Below are 18,199 nucleotides of genomic sequence, written 5' to 3' on the forward strand. Positions count from 1 at the left end.
ACGAAAAAGCAAACACATTTTGGCCGCTGCACAGGGAAAATTGTTGCGCGCCGAGGGGCGCGGATGCAACCTCATTCCGAGCGGACCGGCATAAAAAGAAAAGCGGTCTCAACAAGGGGGTTAAAATGACGCTTGAGCTCATCGGTGCCGGATTCGGCCGCACCGGCACATGGTCGACCTTTGCCGCGCTGAACAGGCTGGGCCTTCCCAGCTATCACATGCAGGAAGTCATCCTCAACAAGGCCAACAAGGGCCATCTCGACTTCTGGCGCAAGGTGGCCAACAGCCCGCCCGGCACCCAGCACGACTGGACCAAAGTCTTTGCCAACTACAAGGCGACGGTCGACAATCCGGGATGCTGCGTGTGGCGCGAATTGATGGCCGCCTATCCCGACGCCAAGGTGCTTTTGACGCTGCATCCGCGCGGCGCCGAGGCCTGGTACGACAGCACCATCGACACCATCCACTTCACCGAGACATTGTGGCAGTTCAAGGTGCTGGAATGGCTGACGCCGTTCGGCCGCAAATTCGGCGACATGTCGCACAGGCTGATCTGGGGCCGCACGCTTGCCGGCGTGATGGACGACCGCGCCAAGGCGGTGGCGCGCTACAACGCCTACACCGAGGAGGTGATAGCGGCCGTGCCGCCGGAGAAGCTTCTGGTGTTCAAGGTCAGCGATGGCTGGGCGCCGCTCTGCGGCTTCCTCGGCGTGGCGCTGCCCAACGAGCCCTTCCCCAACCTCAACGACCGCGAAAGCGTGAAGAAGATCATCCGAGACATCATCAAGGGCAGCTACATCATGCTGGGGCTGTCGGTGGCGGCGGTGCTTGCTGCGATCGCGGCGCTGTGGTGGTGGCTGGGGTAGCCGCCGGACCGTCAGAATATTGCTACTTGCGCGTGATCCAGCCGAGCAGATCCGGCTCGACGTCTTCGTGGTCGGTCAGGTCGCGAACCAGGGAAGCGGCGAGCGCGCGCCACCGCTTTTCCGGGACATTGTCTTCCATCACCGATTTGATGAAGGCGGCGCGCAGGATGGCGCAATCGAAGGCGGATACATCGAAAAGCAGTTCTGCCATTTCGGTTTTCCCCGTTCACATCGGGCGCGCGAGCCTGTCGAAGTCTCAGGCGCCAGCGCCCCATACAATGGTCGACGACAGCGGATTCATACTCTTGCCGAACCAAGGTTCAACACAATTCGATTGTACGGTTTTTACCAAGCGATTGCGGTTCGTTGCCCGCTTTTGCGCCGATGCTAGATTTGCCGGGCGGCCTCTCCCCAGATGGCCGCAAATGGCCGGCGCGGCTCTGGCAACATGCTTTCACCGGCATTCGCGTCGGCCATTTCCAGCCCGTGCCAGGCTCAGCCCAGCAGCCGTTCGTATTCGGCCTCGGCCTGGCCGTAGAAACCATCGGCGACGGCGATCAGGCCATCCCGGTCGCGAATGACGATCTCGCCGCGCCGCGACCGGATCAGGCCGCGCCCTTCCAGGATCTGCAGGCCGATGGTGACGCCCGGACGCCTGACGCCGAGCATGACGGACAGGAACTCATGCGTGATCTGGATCTGGTGGCCGACCACCCTGTCGTCACACATCAGGAGCCATCTGGCCAGCCGATCCTCGAGCTTGGCGCGGGCATTGCTCAGCGCCGTGGATTTGGTCTGGCCGTGGAGATAATGGGCATAGCGGAGCAGGAAGGCGCTAAGCGTCGGGCTTTTCTGCAACGCTGCCTTGAACGGCTCGGAATCGATGCACACCGCCTCGCCCGGCATCTGCATGTAGCAGTCATGGGGCGCCCAGTCGGCGCCCATCACCAAAGCGGAACCCGACATGCCTTCGTGGCCGATGATGCCGACCTCGGTGTCGAGCCCCGGCCGGTTCCTCGCCACCACCGAGGCCAGGCCGCTCTCCAGGAAGCAGACCGAGGCGACCGGCTCGCCCGCCATTTCGAGCGGGGCTTTGAGATCGAGCACACGATGGTGCAAATGCGGCGCAAGCAGTGCGAAGTCGGCCGGGTTCATGCGGCGCAAAAGGCCGCTTTTCTCCTTGCTGACCGACTGGTCCATCGCTCTCTCCCCAATGGCAAGAGCACATGTAATCTCCCAGCCGTCGGCGCCCTGCCCAAATGCAAACGGTCATTGGACGATAGCTGACTCGGATTCAGCCATTGTACTTCGTACAAAACCGACAAATCAGGGGCGACGCCCCATGGATCAATCCAGCAGCTTTTTCCTGGATCAGCGCTTCGGGCGGTCAGCCGCAACCATGCGCGCTTCGCGCACGATGGACGAGCGATCGTTGCCGATCAGCGATGCGATCTCTTGTATCTGCTGCTCGGAGGCCCCGGTTTCCCGCGCCAAGGCCGCGAGCGCCTCGGCGCTCAGACCGGACTGTCTCGGTTGCTCCGCCATGGCTCCAATGCCTCCTGTCGGGGCAGGAGTGCGATGGTCGCTCCCAAGCGTCAGCGCCCATTGATGTGGCTGACGATGCTATACTGTACGCTTCCGAACAATCGATGGCGAGCGATATATTAGCGACCCTGGATGCGGCCCTAGAACGGCAGCCTTATCTCATCGATCGACCTCGACTCCGTCCAGCCAATGTCCTTCTGGATCTCCGTCGGCAGCGCATTCAGTGCGCGCACGGTCTTCCTGTGCTTGCTGGCGCGCGCCAGGGCAGCACGAATTCTGCTGAGACTTTCAAACATCGGTTACCTCCATGCAGCAGCAGAGCGCTGCCTCGGCCCGCTCTTGCACGGCCTCTGTAACCGATCGATTGCGCGGCAACGGTGAAGCGCTTCACAAACCGATGCCGGCCAGAAACATTTGTATACAAATCAATTCAGGGAACGGGAGAGTCGCTAAGGAGGCCGCGCCAGACTGCCCGCGTCCAAAGGGCCGACATCCGCGTCGGCTTGCGGGACGCTGGACCAAGGGCATGACGGTCTGCAATTTCGACAAAATGGGCGCGATGCACCATTTCGGCGGTACGGCGAGCGAGCAGACCGACTTCCGCCATAGCGTGGCGATGAAGCTCGACCATGCGAAGCTCTGTGATCTGATCGTGGATGCGCTGGAGCGGCTGGTGAAGGCCAAAGGGTGAGTCCCTCTTCCCGGGCAATCGCATGGGATTGCGCCAGCTCCATATGCGATTGCCCTGCCCTCCTCCGCACCATTGCCCGCATCCTCGTCCGCCCGCTCGGCTATGGACGAATCCCATCATGCGCAATAAGGATGGGGTCTGCCGTGGCGCTTTCGCGCCGAGGCAGGCGACGTTCGATCAATGACGCTGCGCCGGGCGCCTTTGACGCCCCGCAAAAGTGTCGATACCGGGGGATCTGGTCATGACCGACAACAAGCCGACCGTAGACGTTACCAAGGACTGGCAGGCAACGCAGGGCCAGAAGTCCGGGGCCACGCGGCTGCGCCTGTTCGCCGTGCTGTCGTGGGTCATCGCCATTGGCGGCGAGATCGCCGGGATCGTACTGCTCTACAAGCACAAATTCGACCAGGGAAACCTGCCGCTGCTGGTCGGCATCCTGGTCGGGATCGCGATATTCGCCATCGCCGGCAGCCTGCTCTGGAAGGCGGCCAACAGGAAGGACCCGGCCCGCGAATCCGACACGTTCCGGTTCTTCGTCCAGAACCAGCTCGGCGCGATCATCACGCTGATTGCCTTCCTGCCGCTGGTTCTCTTGATCCTCAACGACAAGAACATGGACCCGAAGAGCAAGAAGGTCGCCGGCGGCATCGGCGCCGTGCTCGCCGTGCTGGCGACGCTGATCGGGGTCAGCTACCAGCCGCCGTCGGTCGAGCAGTACACGCAGGACATGAACACCTGCGCCGAACAGATCAAGGCGGGGCAGCCGACCACGGCCTGCTCGCCCGAAGTCGCCGCCCAGGCGCAAGCGATCGCCACCGACTCCACCACGGTGGCCGCGGCGACGAAGGACGCGGCACACCCCAATGGCCAGGATGTCGTCTACTGGATCGCGCCGGAAAACGGCGCCGCCAAGTCCGACACCGAGCATGTCTTCCACCTCTGCGCAGCCGTCAGCCCGCTCAAGGACAAGACCGTCAACAGCGGCTCGGTAACGGAAGCCTACGCCCAGAACGCCATCCGCATCACGAAGCAGATCGAGATGGAACAGAAGCAGTGCGGGTTTACGGCTGCGCCGTGAATGAGGCTGCGGGCTGGCGTGGCCGATTGGGTGCGCCAAACTGGTGGTCCACATCATAGTTGTCCGTCAGTGGCGTGCGGTCCCTCGTGGCGCGAAGGCTTACATGGCGGGACTAGACGCAACGTAAGCGGCTGGGGCACGCCAAATCCCTGGCAGGGGCACGACGAAAATTGAATGTCGCATTTGGGCCGCTTCCTGCCTGTCCGGTTTCGGGTGGTAGCATTCGGAAAGCGGACACACTCGTTGACTGGCGCGACAGCTAAATCCCGTTTGCCGGACACGGCGAGGATGCCGAGGGCCTCTCGGATATCGATGTGATGAAGCCTTTCGCGTTCGTGTCGACAGGATTCAATGGATCTCGGCCGGCGGTGACAACCAGGGCGCACAACATGGCCATCGTGCGGAACTCCCGTCGCCAGTTATGTCGCCGAGCCGATGCGCCACGCCCGCCCTCTAGACCGAGGACAGCCCCGAGACCAAGACACGGAAGGCCGTACCCAACCCGCGGAATGAGAGTCTGATCAACCGTCGTCTCTGAGCTCCACCCCCAGCCCTGTGCAGCTTCAGCCGATCCGACTGCATGGCAAACCTGCCAAGCAGGCGAGCCTTCTTGCCTTCAACCTTTGACAGGGAACATGAGAGACTAGTCGTTCAGCTTTCCGCCACGGTGTCCCATCGTCATCTTGGATGCGTACATCGTCGGTGAACGCTTGCCTGGAAGGTTCGCCTCGAGGACGATCTGTTCGACAAAGCCCTGGTTCATCTCCAACTCCACGCATTCGTTGAGCTTATCGACGAGCCAAACCGCGTAGCCTTCAGGTTCCTTTGCGTCAAATTCCGAATCGTCCGCCGGGATCTTGGGTTCCGGAAACGCCGGGATGATCATTATCTTGGGCTTTGGCAAATCGTAGGTATGTCCCTCATAGGCATAACCGACAATTATCCCGCACGATGTTTTCTGTTCTGGAGATGATCCGAGCATGAAGGTACTGCCTACCGTTGAAAGGACCGCAGCGCCAAAATTCTTCAGGTCGATCTTGAAATGGTAGGAGACTCTGATTGGTATTTTTGGAAATGGGATATTTCCATTTATTATATCTTGGCGGCCTTTGTTGCTGTCATACTTCTTCAATACTTCAAGTGCGTTGACATGTTGCTCGTCGGTGATAGGTTCCCCAGGCGCGGTTTCGACATACATGCCGGTGTCACCAAAGGGTGCTGGCGCACCGGGCACGCTGAGTCCAATTTCCGCCCCCAAGCCATAGAGCCTAACCTGTGTTGCGTTGTAAGCGCCTGACGGAAAGGTTAGTGTCGGTCGGTGATAGTCGTCGCTCATTTTCCTCGCTCCTTTTTGCTGCATCCTTCAGTTCACAAGATCTCCCGCCAGCTGAAATTCTCATCGAATTTTTCCGCGAGCATCGGCGCGACGCGATCGCTGGAGTCCACCACCAACGCCGCGGCCTTTTCGAACGACAGGTCGTCCGCATCGAGGCGTGGCCATGCCTGAGCAAGTGCGAGAGCCACCTCGTCCCTTGCTCTGATCAGCATGCTCTTGAACATGAAGGGCCGAGCGCGGAAGGCGCGGGACGTGAAATCCGAAATGCGCTGCATGTCGGATTGGTCGACATCCTTGATATCGATCCCCAGCAGCCGCTCGTCGGCCAACCCCTCGTGCACCAGTGCCGCGTGGTAGACGTGGACGATCGTGTCGAACACAGCCCCCGTGAATGGCCGTGACCTGTCATGGATTTCCGCCGTCACCTCCGACATGCGGCGTGCGTTGCTGGCGAGGCGGATCTGCCGATCGCCAGTCAGCTCGGCAATCCGGTTCAACTCATTGAGAACAAGCAGGTTGCCATTGCAGTGCCGCAGCAGCCGGTCCATGCCGCTGTCGAAATTCAGGAAGGACAAGAGCGAGACCAGATCCGAGCTGGCTTCGTGGAACGGTCCGAAATCGCCTTGAGTCAGGCCGCCAGTTGGTGTCCCGAACAGCGAAAACAAGATTGCGTGGCCGACCTCATGTGCGATCACATCGAAGTTGAGCGCATAGGGATAGTTGCCTCCGTCGATGCCGCGCTCTCGGCCGAGTTCCAGATAGCCATAGCCCGATTGCGCATTCTCCCAGTCGACGAAGGGGATGATTTCGAGCCGCTCGAACGTCTCGGCGAAATACCAGACAATCGGTTTGCCGAGGTAGCTTTCCCAGATGTCCAGCACGCGGCTGACCGAGGCGAAAGCGTGCGCAGAAAGGAACTGCCGCGAGGTCAAGGAAAGCTGATCGAAATGGCCGTCAAAGCCAGCCTGTGCAGGTGGAAAGGTTTCGCCGACAAACGGTGGCAGATAAGGGTAGTCGTAAGGCTCCTTGTCGAGGAGCGGATCGCGAACGTAGATGCGGTGATCTTCCGGGCCGGAGCGGATCAGATCGGGTGGAGTAGAAATCCATACTGTTTCGGGTGTTCCGTAACCCGAAAGGTGAGGGACCTGCGGGTAGACCAGGAACCGCGTACCCAGCACACCTTGCGCAACGGCACGATCGACCGCGTCCAATTGCTTGGCCCCCTCTGACGATGCCACGCTATCACGGTGCTTACGTTACGTAAATCGTCGGCCGCCAAGAGGTCAGGGCCTATAGCGCCAGCCCCGCATCATCCATATCCTTGGAGAAGGCCGTGGTTAGCTGTAATTCCGGCACGGGGTATGCTTTTTCAAATGCTTGCTCTCGCAAAAGTTCGAGTGCCCGCAGGGCATCTTGCTTTTTTTGCTGGACGAAAGCGGCGCCGAGCTCCCTGCACAATTTCTCGACGTCGTCCTTGCCGTCGTGCGCATCCCGGACCATCCGTGCCAGGGTGCGATCGCGAAAATTGACGGCCTGTGCCGCACCCTCGAGCCTCGCCTGCTGTTCGGGTGAAATCACGCCGCGCCGGCAAGCAGCACGAAGGGTCCGGCGCAGGTCAATCAGCGCATGCGTCAATTGAGCGAAATTCACCTCGGCCGGTCCATGCAATACCGCTACTGCGTCGTCGGGTGCAAAGGCGCAGCGGCGATACCATCGGTAGATAAGCCCGACGCCTTGCATATGGGGGAACAGCTCGGCTGCTCGAAGGGCACCCATGCTGGCCGCGCCGACGACATGAATGCCGCGGCTGAGGGCCCACAGGATTTCCTTGTGCCGAACCGCCGGCTCGGTCTGAAAACCGCCATCTATGAGAAGGATCGCACTCGGGTCGAAATGCTGCACGGCCGAAACGATCGAGCCTTGCACGGCCGGGGGAAGGCATACCGCATCGACGACCTTCAACGCGTCGGAATGGGACACGGTAGGGCCAGTGAAGACGAGTTTCGGGCGCATAATCCCTACCCCTGCAAGAGCGGCTGCAAGGCAGGGATGACAATCCTGACAACCGACAGGGCGTCGAACGGTTTCGTTCCCACCCGGATTAGGTGAACCGCATCGAACCCTCTCTCTTCGAGAATTGCCAAGAGGACCGACAGCCCGTCCGACGCCGTGTTGAACTTCTGCTCGGCGAACGCGCCGAAATCCACGCTGCGCGGGCCGTCGCGGAGGAGCCGGCGATGCGCTGCAATCACCTGCCGATCGGGGTATTTCGGATAGGACGCGCGCGTCAGGTCATCGCGCGCGCCCGAGATCGCCGCCAGACGGGCCTGGGCCGCTTCGTAGATGGCGTGCACCGCCGCGCCGGCGGGACTGAAACCGGCAGCCGAGCCATCAGCCGGATGATCCAAAAGGACCGTTTCTGTCGGTTCGTCTTCCAGCAGATGGCACCACACCACCGGTATGCCCAACGGCGACAAAGCTTGCCAAAGGCCAACCAGCACGTTCTTGGCCGCCAAAGTTTCCAGGAGATCGCGGAGCGACGGATCATCGATCGTCTCGGGATCGATGCGTTGACGGTGGAAAAACCCGTGGGTCCGGTATGCCGTGGCGATCGCGTCGCGTTCGATGCATTCAAGCATGCCATGAACGATGGCATCCGGCTCCGCGAAGCCTGCTGCCAAACCGCTCGTCGATGCCGCGAAAATGCCGTCATGGGGCAGCGACGGCAACACATAGGCGGTGTGCACGAGCTCGAACGGGACCAGGTCGCGGCTGCCGGTAAGAAGATTGTCTGCGGCTACCCACGCGGTCTCCCTGCCGCGCCATCCCGGCGCGGTGCCCCCTTGGAGATACCTTTCGAAACGATCTGGCGGGATGCCCAATTGATCGGCGCAGCCGACGACTGGTTCGAAATTCGCCACCTGCTCTGCAAAGAAGCTCTCGGCCGATTCCAGCATGGCCGATATCCCGGCTTGCACCAGGGTGGCGCCCTTGCCTTGCGCGACCGCGTTGGAGAGCGAGAAAGGTCTTGTCACCTGCACGACCGGGATGCCGAGCTGGTCGAGCCCGGTGATGTCGGCGATCCGCGTGATGCCCAGGCCTTCGCGCATCTTCATCAGCCTCGCCAGCGCCTCGTCGGGCGGCGGACCAAGGCGTTGATATCGCTCCAGCATCGCGGATGCTCTTGCAGGGCCCGCTAGTGCCGAACGGCCGATTCGGGATTGACGATCAGCGCGGCGCCCGGCTCGAGAGCGGATTTCGCACGTTCGACCCGATCGCGATAGCGCGACGACAGTTCAGGCGACAGGCCTGATGATTGAAGGGTCTCGTATGTACTGACGAGGAAAGGCACGGCACTTTGCTCCGCGGCTATGGCGATGCTCTTTTCGAGGGCAGCGATTACGTCCGCCTCCGCATCGCCCTGGAGAAGAAGTAGCTCCGCCCTTCGCCTGTAGAGCTCTGCCAGCCAGAAGCGGCTGCCGCCGGCCTCGGCCTGCGCCACAGCCGAGCCCAGCAACGCGAGCGCCTCATCGACCTCGGCAGTTCGTGTCAAAAGCTCTGCCAGCATGCCGCAATAGACCGGTTCGTCCTCAGGCGTCTGGAACTCGCCATGGAGGCCAAGGCCTTGCCGCATTTTCTCCCTGCCGCTCTCGACCTGGCCGGCGTTGCCGTCGCACCAGCCTTCGAAGATTTGCGCTGCGGCGGCGAGAGCGGGCATATAATGGCGCTCCGTCAAGTGGCGCAGATCCGCTATCACGCTTCGTAACCTCGAAAAATCTCGGCGATAGCAATGCAGCATCGCCTCGTTGAGATAGGCATGTGCGATGCTGCCGGCATGTCCGGTTTGCTGCGCCCAGCTCCTAGCTTCCGACATCGAATGGATCGCGCTTGCCGGCTTTCCGACAAACCAAAGCGACAAGGCGCGGTGGGCGAGCCCGCAGACCCTCGCGTCATGCCCGCCGAACAACGCAGCATTGGCTTTGCCCTGGCCGTGCTCATAGAGCGAAAGTCCTGCGTCGACTGCCGCGATGCAGCGGTCGTGGCGGCCAAGATTGAAGTCGATTGCCCACACGCAATGCCTGGCCTGGAGTTGCACTTCGGCATCCTCGACATCCCTGAGATCGCTGAGCACCACTTCCGCGCGCTCGCCGTCCATGACGGTATCCGTGAACCACCAGCCCCAGTAGATCGGGAACCACTTGGCCCGCTCGGCCACCGGCCGCCGCCGGGCTATCACCACGCCGTCCTCGTACAATTTGCGGGCGGGCCCCGAGTTCGGACCTTCGACAGCGGTCAGGATGGGACCGAGCACGATCATGGCCGATAGCCGCAGCGCGTCTCGCCTGTCGGCTGCCGCAACGTGCTCGCAGAGCGCCAATGCATGCTCGAGTATCTGCCTCGCTTCCGCCATTGCCGAGCGCGACGAGCTTTCCGTGCCTGCGATCACGAACTGAGCGATCGCGTCCTCCATAAGGCCTGCGCGCTCGGCGTGCTCGGCGACCTCGGCGGTGCTCAGCCACCCGGCCAGGTTTCGGTTGCGGCTCACCGCGGCAAACAGGTGGCGATGCAAGGCCTGCCGTTTCTTGCGCAGCGTTGCGTTGTAGATCGTCTCCTGGATAAGCGCATGGCGCACGCCATAGACCGGAACGCCAAAAGGCCGCACGCGGATCAGGAACCCGGCCTCGCTCAGTGAATCCAGCGCGTTTGCGATGATTTCGTCGTCGAGCTCCGGCAACAACGCGCGCAACAATTCCTGATTGAAACGATTGCCCGCGACGGCCGCGGCGCGCGCGACTTCGCGTGCCGGCCCTAGCGTTTCGAGCCTGGCCTCGATCACGCTTTCAAACACCGAGGCATGACTGCGCGTCGCGGTCTGCGCCAGCCGATCCGTTGCCGAGGCCGCGTTCTCGGCCATCCACTGGCAGATTTCTTCGATGAACAGCGGGACGCCTCCGGTCACGCGTTCCACCACGTCGAGCAATTCCGGGGAAGTTGAAGGCTTGCCTTGCGGCCACATGGCCGCGATCGCCAGCCGCGTTTGCTCGCGGTTGAGCGGCTTTAGCGAGATATGCCTTGGATTCGATGCTGCCAGCCAGCTCCCGGATTCAGGGCGCGTGGTCGCGATGACAAGCGCCCGGAAGTGACGGGCCGACTGTGCAAGCTCAGCCAACAATTGTCTAGACGTCAGGTCGATCCAATGGATGTCCTCGACCACCAGGACGATCGGTCCGCTGGCGCACAGGGCTTCGAGCGAGTGGCGAACCGCCCAATTGGCTTTCGCGCGCATCGCCTCGGCGTCGATTTCCTTAAGCATCGGATCGGCTCCCGCAGCGCCGAGCAGGAACGAGAAGACGTCTATGATTTCAGGATCGCGGACGTCATGATCGCGGAATACTTCTGCCACAGCGGCAGCGCTCAGCTGTCCTTCGTTGCCGGCGAAATCGCCGCGTACGTTCTGTAGCAGCGGATGCAGCGCCGAGCGCAAGCCGCCGGGCGTGCACTGGAAGAGCAGCAGTTTCGCGCGCTGGTGACGCGTGCGCCGGCGCACTTCGTGAAGAATGCGCGACTTGCCGATCCCGGCCTCGCCCTCGATCACCACCACGCCGCCGTTTCCTGCAACGGCGCTGTCCCATGCTTCGGCGATCGTGGCAAGTTCGGCCTCGCGATCGACGAGCGGACTGCTCAGCCGCCCGAAGGCGAAGAAGCGGTCGACCTCGCGCTTGTGACTCAGCGCGCGCCAGACCAGCTCCGGCTCGGCAAAACCCTTGATCGTATGGCTGCCCCTAAAGCTGAACACATGCGACCGTCGCGCCAGGTTGCGTGTCGCCTCCGAGACTAACACCGTATCCGGCTGCGCGATGGCCTGGAGCCGCGTGGCCATCGCGAAGGCAGGGCCGGTGACATTGTCACGACCCGTCTCGGCGTCACCCTTCTGGATCAGGGTCATCGATGTCGCGATTCCGACCCGGACATGCAAATCGGCGCGGCCTTGGTTCGAACCGACGCGCCTGCAGGCGTCGATGATTTCGAGCCCGGCCCGGATCGCCAGCGATGCCGCATCCTTGGCGTCTATTTCGGCAGGAAACAAAGCAACGCCGCCATCGCCGACCTCGACCTCTACGGCACCCGAGCACGACGCGACCGCCTGTCTCGCCACCCGCTGGAAGGCTGATATCAGTTCCTCGAACTCTTCGATGTCCAGGATGCCAAGAAGGTCGGTCGATCCGACCAGGTCGTAGCAGAGCGCGGTCAGGATCCGGCGCTCATGCCGGGCTTCCGACGCATTGTTGCCGTTGCCGCCCAGAAAACCTGTTGCCACCGACGCCGCCGGCAACGCGACCGGACTCTTCTCCGACATGCTGGGATTTCCTCGCCGAGCACAGTGACGGCAATATTAGCAAAGTGCGATGCTGTTCACAAAACACTTGATCGGTGGGCAGGGCAGGAAAAAGCCGATGCTGGGATCATTATGGAGAGAAATGCTCACGGCGCAAACTCCCCATGGCGTTGACACCAACTGTGACCGCTTTTGGCGGGCGGCCGGGATGACTTCGATGACCGAGATGAGGCGCGAAGCGGCCGTTCCCATACGTTGCCGCAATGCAACAAGGCCCCTCGGGGCCTTGCGCATCACCTCAATAGACGCGCTCTGCCCGCCCCTCACTTCCCCATCAGCTGCTTGGCATTCTCGGCCGTGATCGCGGTGGTCTCCACCGTCACCGTCTTGTCCACCTCGGTCGCGCAATCGAGCAGGATCTTTTTCGACATCTCGATCGCTTCCTTGGCGCCCGTCGGGTAGGTGAAGGTTGCGACCCAGTCGCCCTTGGCCACCGCCTCGATGCCGCCAGCCGGGCCCGGCAGGCCGTCTGTGCCGATGATCTTGACGTCCTTGCCCGCCCCCTTGGCGGCGAGCAGCGCGCCGGCGGCCATCATGTCGTTGGAGGCGTAGAGCACCTTGATGTCGGGGTGCGCCTGCAGCATGGCGGCGAAGGCGACTTGCGCCTTGTCCGGCACCCAGTCGGCGGCCTGCTCGGCGACGATCTGGACCTTCGGGTTGCCTTTCACGCCTTCCTTGAAGCCGTTGAGGCGCTCCACCGCCGGCGTCGAGCTCGGCAGGCCTTGCAGCACCGCCGCCTCGCCGCCATCGGGCAGCAGCGTCTTGGCGGTGTACTTTCCGGCTTCCTCGGCGATCTTGAAATTGTCGCCGCCGATGAAGGCGGTGTAGTCCTTGCCGGGGTCGCCGACCGTCTTGCGGTCAAGCTCGATGACCGGGATGCCGGCATCCATGGCGCGCTTCACCGCCGGCGTCAGCGGTGCGGCCTCGAAGGGCGAGATCAAAAGGATATCGACCTTCTGGGTGATGAAATTGTCGACCTGCGAGGTCTGCGTGTTGACGTTGCCGGCGCCGTCGGCGATCTGCAGCGTGAAGCCGGGCACTTCCTTGGCCGCCGCCTCAAGCTCGTCATTGACGTGCTGGCGGTAGGGCTCGGCATTGTTGGCCTGCGAAAAGCCGATGACGAACTGGCCGTCCTTGGCGCAGGCTTTCACCAGCGGCTCGGCGGCGTAAGCGGAGCCTGCAATGCACAGGCCAGCGCCTGCCAGCAGGACGGCCTTGAGGGTCGATCCTCTTAGTGTCGTTTTCATAACTCACTCTCCTCCTCGTCTGGCCGGGGGGCCAGACCTTGGTTTGACGTTCACGTGTTGCCGTCTCCTCCTTTTTTGTTGGTGCATGTCGTCATCGCAAAACCTTTTGCGCGACATGCACTAACGACCCAACCCCTCGCGGCGGCGAACGAGGGATTGAAGCACTGCCGCCAAAACGATGATCGCGGCGGTCGCGAGCAGCTGCATGGCGGGCGTGATGTTGTTGAGCTGCAGGATGTTGGCGAGCGCGCCAAGCATGATGGTTCCGGCGACGGTGCCGACCATCGAGCCGGCGCCGCCGAACAGGCTGGTACCGCCGATGACCACGGCGGCGATGGCCGTCAGCTCATAGCCCATGCCGTCATTGGCGCTGCCGAAATTGAACTGGCCGGCATGGACGATGCCTGCGAGTGCAGCGGCAAAGCCGGTGATGGCATAGACCGATATCTTCACCATCGAGACCGGCACGCCGGATATGCGCGCGGCGCGCTCATTGCCGCCGACGGCAAAAACATAGCGGCCGAAGCGCGTGGTGTTGAGCACGATGGTGGCGATCGCGGCAAAGACGACGAACACAAGCGTTGCCACCGGCACGGTGTTGTTGAACAGCCGCTCGCCCAGCACGGCGAACACCGGCGGCGCCAAGCCCGGCCCTTCGCCGTAGGAAATGTTGATGTACTGGTTGCCGGAGACGACCAGCGCCAGCCCGCGCGCGGCCTGCAGGCCAGCCAGCGTGACGATGAACGGCTCCAGCCGGAAGCGCGTCGAGATGGTGCCCTGGATGGCGCCGAAGACGATGCCCAAAGCGAGCACGGCGAGGATGGTGGGGATCAGGCCGAAGCCGCCGGAGATCATCATCGATGCGGTGACGACGCTGGACAGGCCAAGCACCGCGCCGACGGAGAGGTCGATGCCGGCGGTGATGATGACGAAGGTCATGCCGATGGCGATGATGCCGGTCTCCGACACGGCGCGCACGATGTTGGCGATGTTGTCGGGGTTGAGGAACAGGATTTCGCCGTGGCGGCGCGGCGAGAAGATGATGCCGCCGATCGCCACCAGCACCAGGCCGATCAGGCTCTGGAAGCGCACGATGAGCGCCAGCGGGTCGCGATGCTTTTGAGGCGCCGCCATCACCGGGCTCGCTGCCACTGGGTTGTTGTCCTGAGACATCAGGCCTCCCTGCCGTTAGCCGCGGCCAGCACCGTGTGCTCGTCGACGCCGCCCAAAAATTCCGCCACATTGCGCCCCTGGCGCAGCACCACGATGCGGTCGCACAGACCGATCAGTTCCGGCATCTCGCTGGACGCCACCAGAATGCCGAGCCCTTGCGCGGCGAGTGCCCTGAGCCGCTGGTAGATCTCGCCCTTGGCACCGACATCGACGCCGCGCGTCGGCTCGTCGAGCAGCAACAGGCGGGGGTTGCCGAGGATTTCTTTTGCCAGCACCACCTTCTGCTGGTTGCCGCCGGACAGTGCGCCGACGGCGATATCAGGGTTCTTCGGCCGGATGTCGAACTGACCGAAGGATTCCTTCACCGCCTCGGTCTGGCGGCGCGGCGAGACCAGCCAGTTCGGCGAGATTCTGGATATGACCGACATCACCAGATTGAGGCCGACCGCCATGCGCAGCATCAGGCCCGAGCCCCGGCGATCGTCGGTGACGAAGGCGATGCCGGCGCGGCGGGCAGCACTGATCGAATCCAGTTTCACCGGCTTGCCCGATATGGCGACCTCGCCCTCCCAGCGGCCGGACAGGCCGGTGCCGTATAGCGCGGAGAGCAGTTCGGTGCGCCCTGCCCCCATAATGCCGGCCAGGCCGACGATCTCGCCTTCATGGACATCGAGCGAAACACCTTGCGGCGCCTGCCAGCCGGCGCTATCGCGGGCGAGCCTGAAGCTGGCGTTCCTCAGGCTGAGCAGCGGCTTGCCCGCCGCTTTGGCGCGCTGCGGATAGAGCTCGTCCAGGGGACGTCCGACCAGCAGGCGCACCAGCTCGGCCTGCGGCGCGTGCGGCTCGGTGATGCCGGCGACGCGGCCGTCGCGCATCACCGTCACCCGGTCGGCAATCCCTGGCACTTCCTCCAGCCGATGCGAGATATAGACGATGCCGACGCCGGTGGCTGCGAGTTTTCTCATGATGTCGAACAGCCGCTCGACTTCGCCGACGGTAAGTGCGGCCGTCGGCTCGTCCATGATCAGCACGCGCGAGGCGTAGGACAGCGCCTTGACAATCGCCACCACCTGGCGCTGGCCGATCGACAGGTCCGCCACCATGGCGGACGGATCGATGGCGATCTCGATCGCCTCCAGCCGCTTCTTCGCCTCACGGCGCATTGCCGGCACGTCGAGGAAGCCGCCCGGAAGCATCAGTTCGCGGCCGAGGAAAAGATTGGCCGCGACATCCAGCGACGGCACCAGGTCGAGCTCCTGGAAGATGGTGGCGATGCCCGCCGCTTGCGCCTCGCGCGGGTTGTTGAAGCGCACGGGTCTGCCGTCGATCTCGATCATGCCTTCGTCCGGCGTGTAGACGCCCGACAGAAGGTTCATCAGCGTCGACTTGCCGGCGCCGTTTTCGCCGAGCAGCGCATGGATCTCGCCCGCCTTGAGGTCGAAGTCGACGCCGCGCAGCGCCTGCACGCCGCCGAAGCGTTTGACGGCGCCCGTCATCACCAGAAGCGGCGCCTTCATTTCGGCCTCCCGCAGGAGGCGCGCGCCCGCAGCGTCGCCTGCAGCCGCACCGAACGTGGCTCTGAACCGGTCGCCGCGATGCGGGCGCTGAGCAGGGCTGCCGCCTGCCTGCCTATCTCGGTGCAGGGCTGCGCGACCAGCGTCAGGCGCGGTTCGAAACAATCGGCCCATTCGAAATCGTCGAAGCCGGCCAGCGACAGATCGCCCGGAATGGTGAGGCCTTTTTCGCGGATGGCGCGGACGGCTCCGATCGTCGTCATGTTGTTGCCGGTGACCAGTGCGGTTGGTGGCGACGGCAGCGACAGGATGGCGTGGGTGGATGCGGTCGCCGCCGCCGTGTCGACATTCTCGGCCGAGAGATAGTGCGGCACGCTTTCAAGTCCATTGGCGGCGAGCGAAGCCTGGAACGCCTCGATGCGCTCGCGCGTCGTCGTCAGGCCGGGCTGTCCGGCGATATAGCCGATGCGCTTGTGGCCGAAGGAGGCGACATGGTCGATCAGCGCGCGCATCGACGTTTCGTTCTCGACGCCGATCTGATCGAAGCGCTCGTCGGCGAAACGGTCGATCAGAACGCATGGCATCTTCTTGTCGGCGAGGTAATCGATGGCGCGCTGCGGCGAGCCCGACGGGGCCAGGATGACGCCGTCGACGCGGCGCTGATGGAAAGCGCGCACCACCTGCAGCTCGCGGTCGGGATCTTCCTGGGTGTCCGACAGGAAGACCATCAGCCCGAGCCGCGCGCATTCGGCCTCGACCGCGCAGATGATGTCGGTGAAATAAGGGTTGGAGATCGCCGAGATCGCCAGGCCGACGCTGTTGGTGGTCGAGGCCTTCAGTGAGCGCGCCAGCTCGTTGGGCTGGTAGCCCATGGCGGCAATGGCGTCGTTGATCAGCCTCGCCTTTTCCAGCGAAACGAAGCGCGTGTTGTTGACGACATGCGAGACGGTCGACACCGACACACCGGCGCGCCGCGCCACTTCAGCCATTGTCGGCAAGACAAATAAGCGCCTGCAAGCGCTCCTCCCTATGCGTTTCCCGTCCGCTCTGATGGCGGATTTTGAGGGAGTTTAGGGCCATCGAAACGTTTGCGCAATCGATTCGATGCAAATTTTTAGCGGGGCTTATCTCCCCCCTCGAGGGGGAGATGTCGCCGAAGGCGACAGAGGGGGTCGCCGCGCGTGAAGCGCCAACTCTCCATCTGCAGCAAGGACGTCGAGCCCAGTCGCACCGACCCCCTCTGGCCTGCCGCCATCTCCCCCTCAAGTGGGGAGACTCGCGGTTTCAGCAAACTCCGCCACCAGCCCCTCATATTCCTCAAAGGCCGGCAGCGCCTCATAACTGTGCACCGCAGGCGTCGTCGCCCAGGGCAGCTTCTCGCTGGTCCATGTCTCGATGAACGGCGTGAACCAGCCGGGCTCGTCGAGCATGGTCGGACGCAGATTGACGAACCAGTCGAGCCCTTCGGGGCGCGTGAACATCCAGCTCATGCAATGTGGGCAGAAGAAATGTTTCGAGGCGCCGTGCAGCCCGCCGATCACCGGCTCGCCTAGCGTGATCTCGAAGCCGTCGGAGCGAATGGCGGCGCTTAGCGAATAGGCGCTGGCCGACATGGTCTGGCAGCCGGTGCAATGACAAGCCATGGTCAAAAGCGGCTTTGCGGAAATCTTGAGCCGCACGCGTCCGCAGCGGCATCCGCCTTCGGCCGGCAATTTCAGGGTTGGCACGGCAGTCTCCCACTCTTCGAAGCGCGGTGCTTCAGTCGCCGGTCAGCGCCTTCGTCGTCACCAGCGTGACGCCGGCATCGGTGAAATCAGCATTGTACCGGGCGATGATCTCGGTCGCGGTTTCGCCTTCAGTGTCCAGCGTCGAGTGCGCATCGGAAACGACAGTGACGCCGAGGCCCTCGGCCAGGGCGCCCTTGACGGTGCCGGCGATGCAGAAATCGGTTTGCGCTCCGGCGAGCACGACTTCGCCGGCCCCCTGCCCGGCCACCCAGGCGCCAAGCTCGGCATTCGAGAATGCGTTGCGGACGGTCTTGGAGAATGTCGGCTCGTCCTTGGCCTGGCCGAGTTCCGGCCATACCGGCCAACCCGGCTCGCCCGGCGCCAGCGGATCGCCGGCCGGCCCGTCATGCCGCACGAACGCGATTTTTCGCCCGCTGCGCCGTGCCCAGTCGATCAATGAGCGGGTACGCTCGGCTATGCCCGGCGCATCATGGATCTGCGGCTCGACGCGCCCGTCGAACATGTTGGTCTGGAGATCGATGACGATGAGGGGAGCGAGGTTTGGCATGGCGAGAAGATAACGCGGGCGATGGGAGGGTCAAGACGGCGAAGCTGCTGATCTCCC

The 18,199-nt window shown here is 63.0% G+C and carries 18 protein-coding genes; 3 read left to right on the forward strand and 15 right to left on the reverse strand.

Annotation, left to right across the window (positions count from 1 at the left end):
• The first annotated feature begins 125 nt into the window (after nt 1–125).
• Nucleotides 126–866: a sulfotransferase family protein gene (locus NKI35_RS13400; RefSeq protein ID WP_023734005.1), complete on the forward strand. Its 741-nt coding sequence runs from the start codon at nt 126–128 to the stop codon at nt 864–866.
• Nucleotides 867–888: 22 nt separating this feature from the next.
• On the opposite strand, the gene NKI35_RS13405 is transcribed toward NKI35_RS13400, so the two are convergent.
• The 4 genes from NKI35_RS13405 to NKI35_RS13420 all read right to left on the reverse strand — a co-directional run bounded on the left by NKI35_RS13405 (nt 889) and on the right by NKI35_RS13420 (nt 2,707).
• A complete protein-coding gene (locus tag NKI35_RS13405; RefSeq protein ID WP_023671412.1) occupies nt 889–1,077 on the reverse strand; it encodes a hypothetical protein in 189 nt (62 codons plus the stop codon).
• Nucleotides 1,078–1,361: 284 nt separating this feature from the next.
• A complete protein-coding gene (locus tag NKI35_RS13410; RefSeq protein ID WP_352740347.1) occupies nt 1,362–2,066 on the reverse strand; it encodes a Crp/Fnr family transcriptional regulator in 705 nt (234 codons plus the stop codon).
• 171 nt (nt 2,067–2,237) lie between these two features.
• A complete protein-coding gene (locus NKI35_RS13415; RefSeq protein ID WP_023689840.1) occupies nt 2,238–2,411 on the reverse strand; it encodes a hypothetical protein in 174 nt (57 codons plus the stop codon).
• Nucleotides 2,412–2,551: 140 nt separating this feature from the next.
• Entirely contained in the window at nt 2,552–2,707 is a 156-nt protein-coding gene (locus NKI35_RS13420; RefSeq protein WP_023671409.1) for a DUF1127 domain-containing protein, read from the reverse strand.
• A 230-nt stretch (nt 2,708–2,937) separates the two neighbouring features.
• On the opposite strand from NKI35_RS13420, the gene NKI35_RS13425 reads away from it, so the two are divergent.
• The gene (locus NKI35_RS13425; protein ID WP_352740349.1) at nt 2,938–3,102 is read left to right on the forward strand and encodes a hypothetical protein; all 165 of its coding nucleotides are present in this window, start codon (nt 2,938–2,940) and stop codon (nt 3,100–3,102) included.
• Between the two features lie 241 nt (nt 3,103–3,343).
• On the forward strand, nt 3,344–4,180 hold the full coding sequence (locus tag NKI35_RS13430; RefSeq protein WP_352740351.1) for an SLC5/6 family protein: 837 nt from the start codon (nt 3,344–3,346) through the stop codon (nt 4,178–4,180).
• Between the two features lie 643 nt (nt 4,181–4,823).
• Here the strand turns inward: NKI35_RS13430 and NKI35_RS13435 are convergent.
• The 11 genes from NKI35_RS13435 to NKI35_RS13485 form a co-directional block, all read right to left on the reverse strand.
• Nucleotides 4,824–5,516 (reverse strand): hypothetical protein, encoded by a 693-nt coding sequence (locus NKI35_RS13435; RefSeq protein WP_155923581.1) that lies wholly within the window; start codon nt 5,514–5,516, stop codon nt 4,824–4,826.
• Between the two features lie 32 nt (nt 5,517–5,548).
• The gene (locus NKI35_RS13440) at nt 5,549–6,727 is read right to left on the reverse strand and encodes a gluzincin family metallopeptidase (protein ID WP_023689836.1); all 1,179 of its coding nucleotides are present in this window, start codon (nt 6,725–6,727) and stop codon (nt 5,549–5,551) included.
• Nucleotides 6,728–6,806: 79 nt separating this feature from the next.
• On the reverse strand, nt 6,807–7,529 hold the full coding sequence (locus NKI35_RS13445) for a TfuA-like protein (RefSeq protein WP_031244619.1): 723 nt from the start codon (nt 7,527–7,529) through the stop codon (nt 6,807–6,809).
• A 5-nt stretch (nt 7,530–7,534) separates the two neighbouring features.
• Nucleotides 7,535–8,689 (reverse strand): YcaO-like family protein, encoded by a 1,155-nt coding sequence (locus tag NKI35_RS13450; protein WP_023689834.1) that lies wholly within the window; start codon nt 8,687–8,689, stop codon nt 7,535–7,537.
• A 23-nt stretch (nt 8,690–8,712) separates the two neighbouring features.
• Complete coding sequence (locus NKI35_RS13455; protein ID WP_352740353.1) at nt 8,713–11,874, reverse strand: AAA family ATPase; 3,162 nt, start codon at nt 11,872–11,874, stop codon at nt 8,713–8,715.
• 302 nt (nt 11,875–12,176) lie between these two features.
• Nucleotides 12,177–13,160, reverse strand: a complete 984-nt coding sequence (locus tag NKI35_RS13460; RefSeq protein ID WP_023689831.1) for a substrate-binding domain-containing protein — start codon at nt 13,158–13,160, stop codon at nt 12,177–12,179.
• Nucleotides 13,161–13,280: 120 nt separating this feature from the next.
• Nucleotides 13,281–14,333 (reverse strand): ABC transporter permease, encoded by a 1,053-nt coding sequence (locus tag NKI35_RS13465; RefSeq protein ID WP_023705098.1) that lies wholly within the window; start codon nt 14,331–14,333, stop codon nt 13,281–13,283.
• On the reverse strand, nt 14,333–15,850 hold the full coding sequence (locus NKI35_RS13470; RefSeq protein WP_352740355.1) for a sugar ABC transporter ATP-binding protein: 1,518 nt from the start codon (nt 15,848–15,850) through the stop codon (nt 14,333–14,335). The genes NKI35_RS13465 and NKI35_RS13470 overlap by 1 nt, the downstream gene beginning before the upstream one ends.
• Nucleotides 15,847–16,845: a LacI family DNA-binding transcriptional regulator gene (locus NKI35_RS13475; RefSeq protein ID WP_023735418.1), complete on the reverse strand. Its 999-nt coding sequence runs from the start codon at nt 16,843–16,845 to the stop codon at nt 15,847–15,849. Before NKI35_RS13475 ends, NKI35_RS13470 begins: the two co-directional genes overlap by 4 nt.
• Nucleotides 16,846–17,109: 264 nt before the next feature.
• A complete protein-coding gene (locus NKI35_RS13480; RefSeq protein ID WP_023715154.1) occupies nt 17,110–17,574 on the reverse strand; it encodes a GFA family protein in 465 nt (154 codons plus the stop codon).
• Nucleotides 17,575–17,605: 31 nt separating this feature from the next.
• Complete coding sequence (locus NKI35_RS13485; protein WP_352740358.1) at nt 17,606–18,142, reverse strand: isochorismatase family protein; 537 nt, start codon at nt 18,140–18,142, stop codon at nt 17,606–17,608.
• Nucleotides 18,143–18,199 lie beyond the last annotated feature (57 nt).

The organism is Mesorhizobium sp. M0676 (assembly GCF_040320535.1).
Lineage (GTDB): Bacteria > Pseudomonadota > Alphaproteobacteria > Rhizobiales > Rhizobiaceae > Mesorhizobium.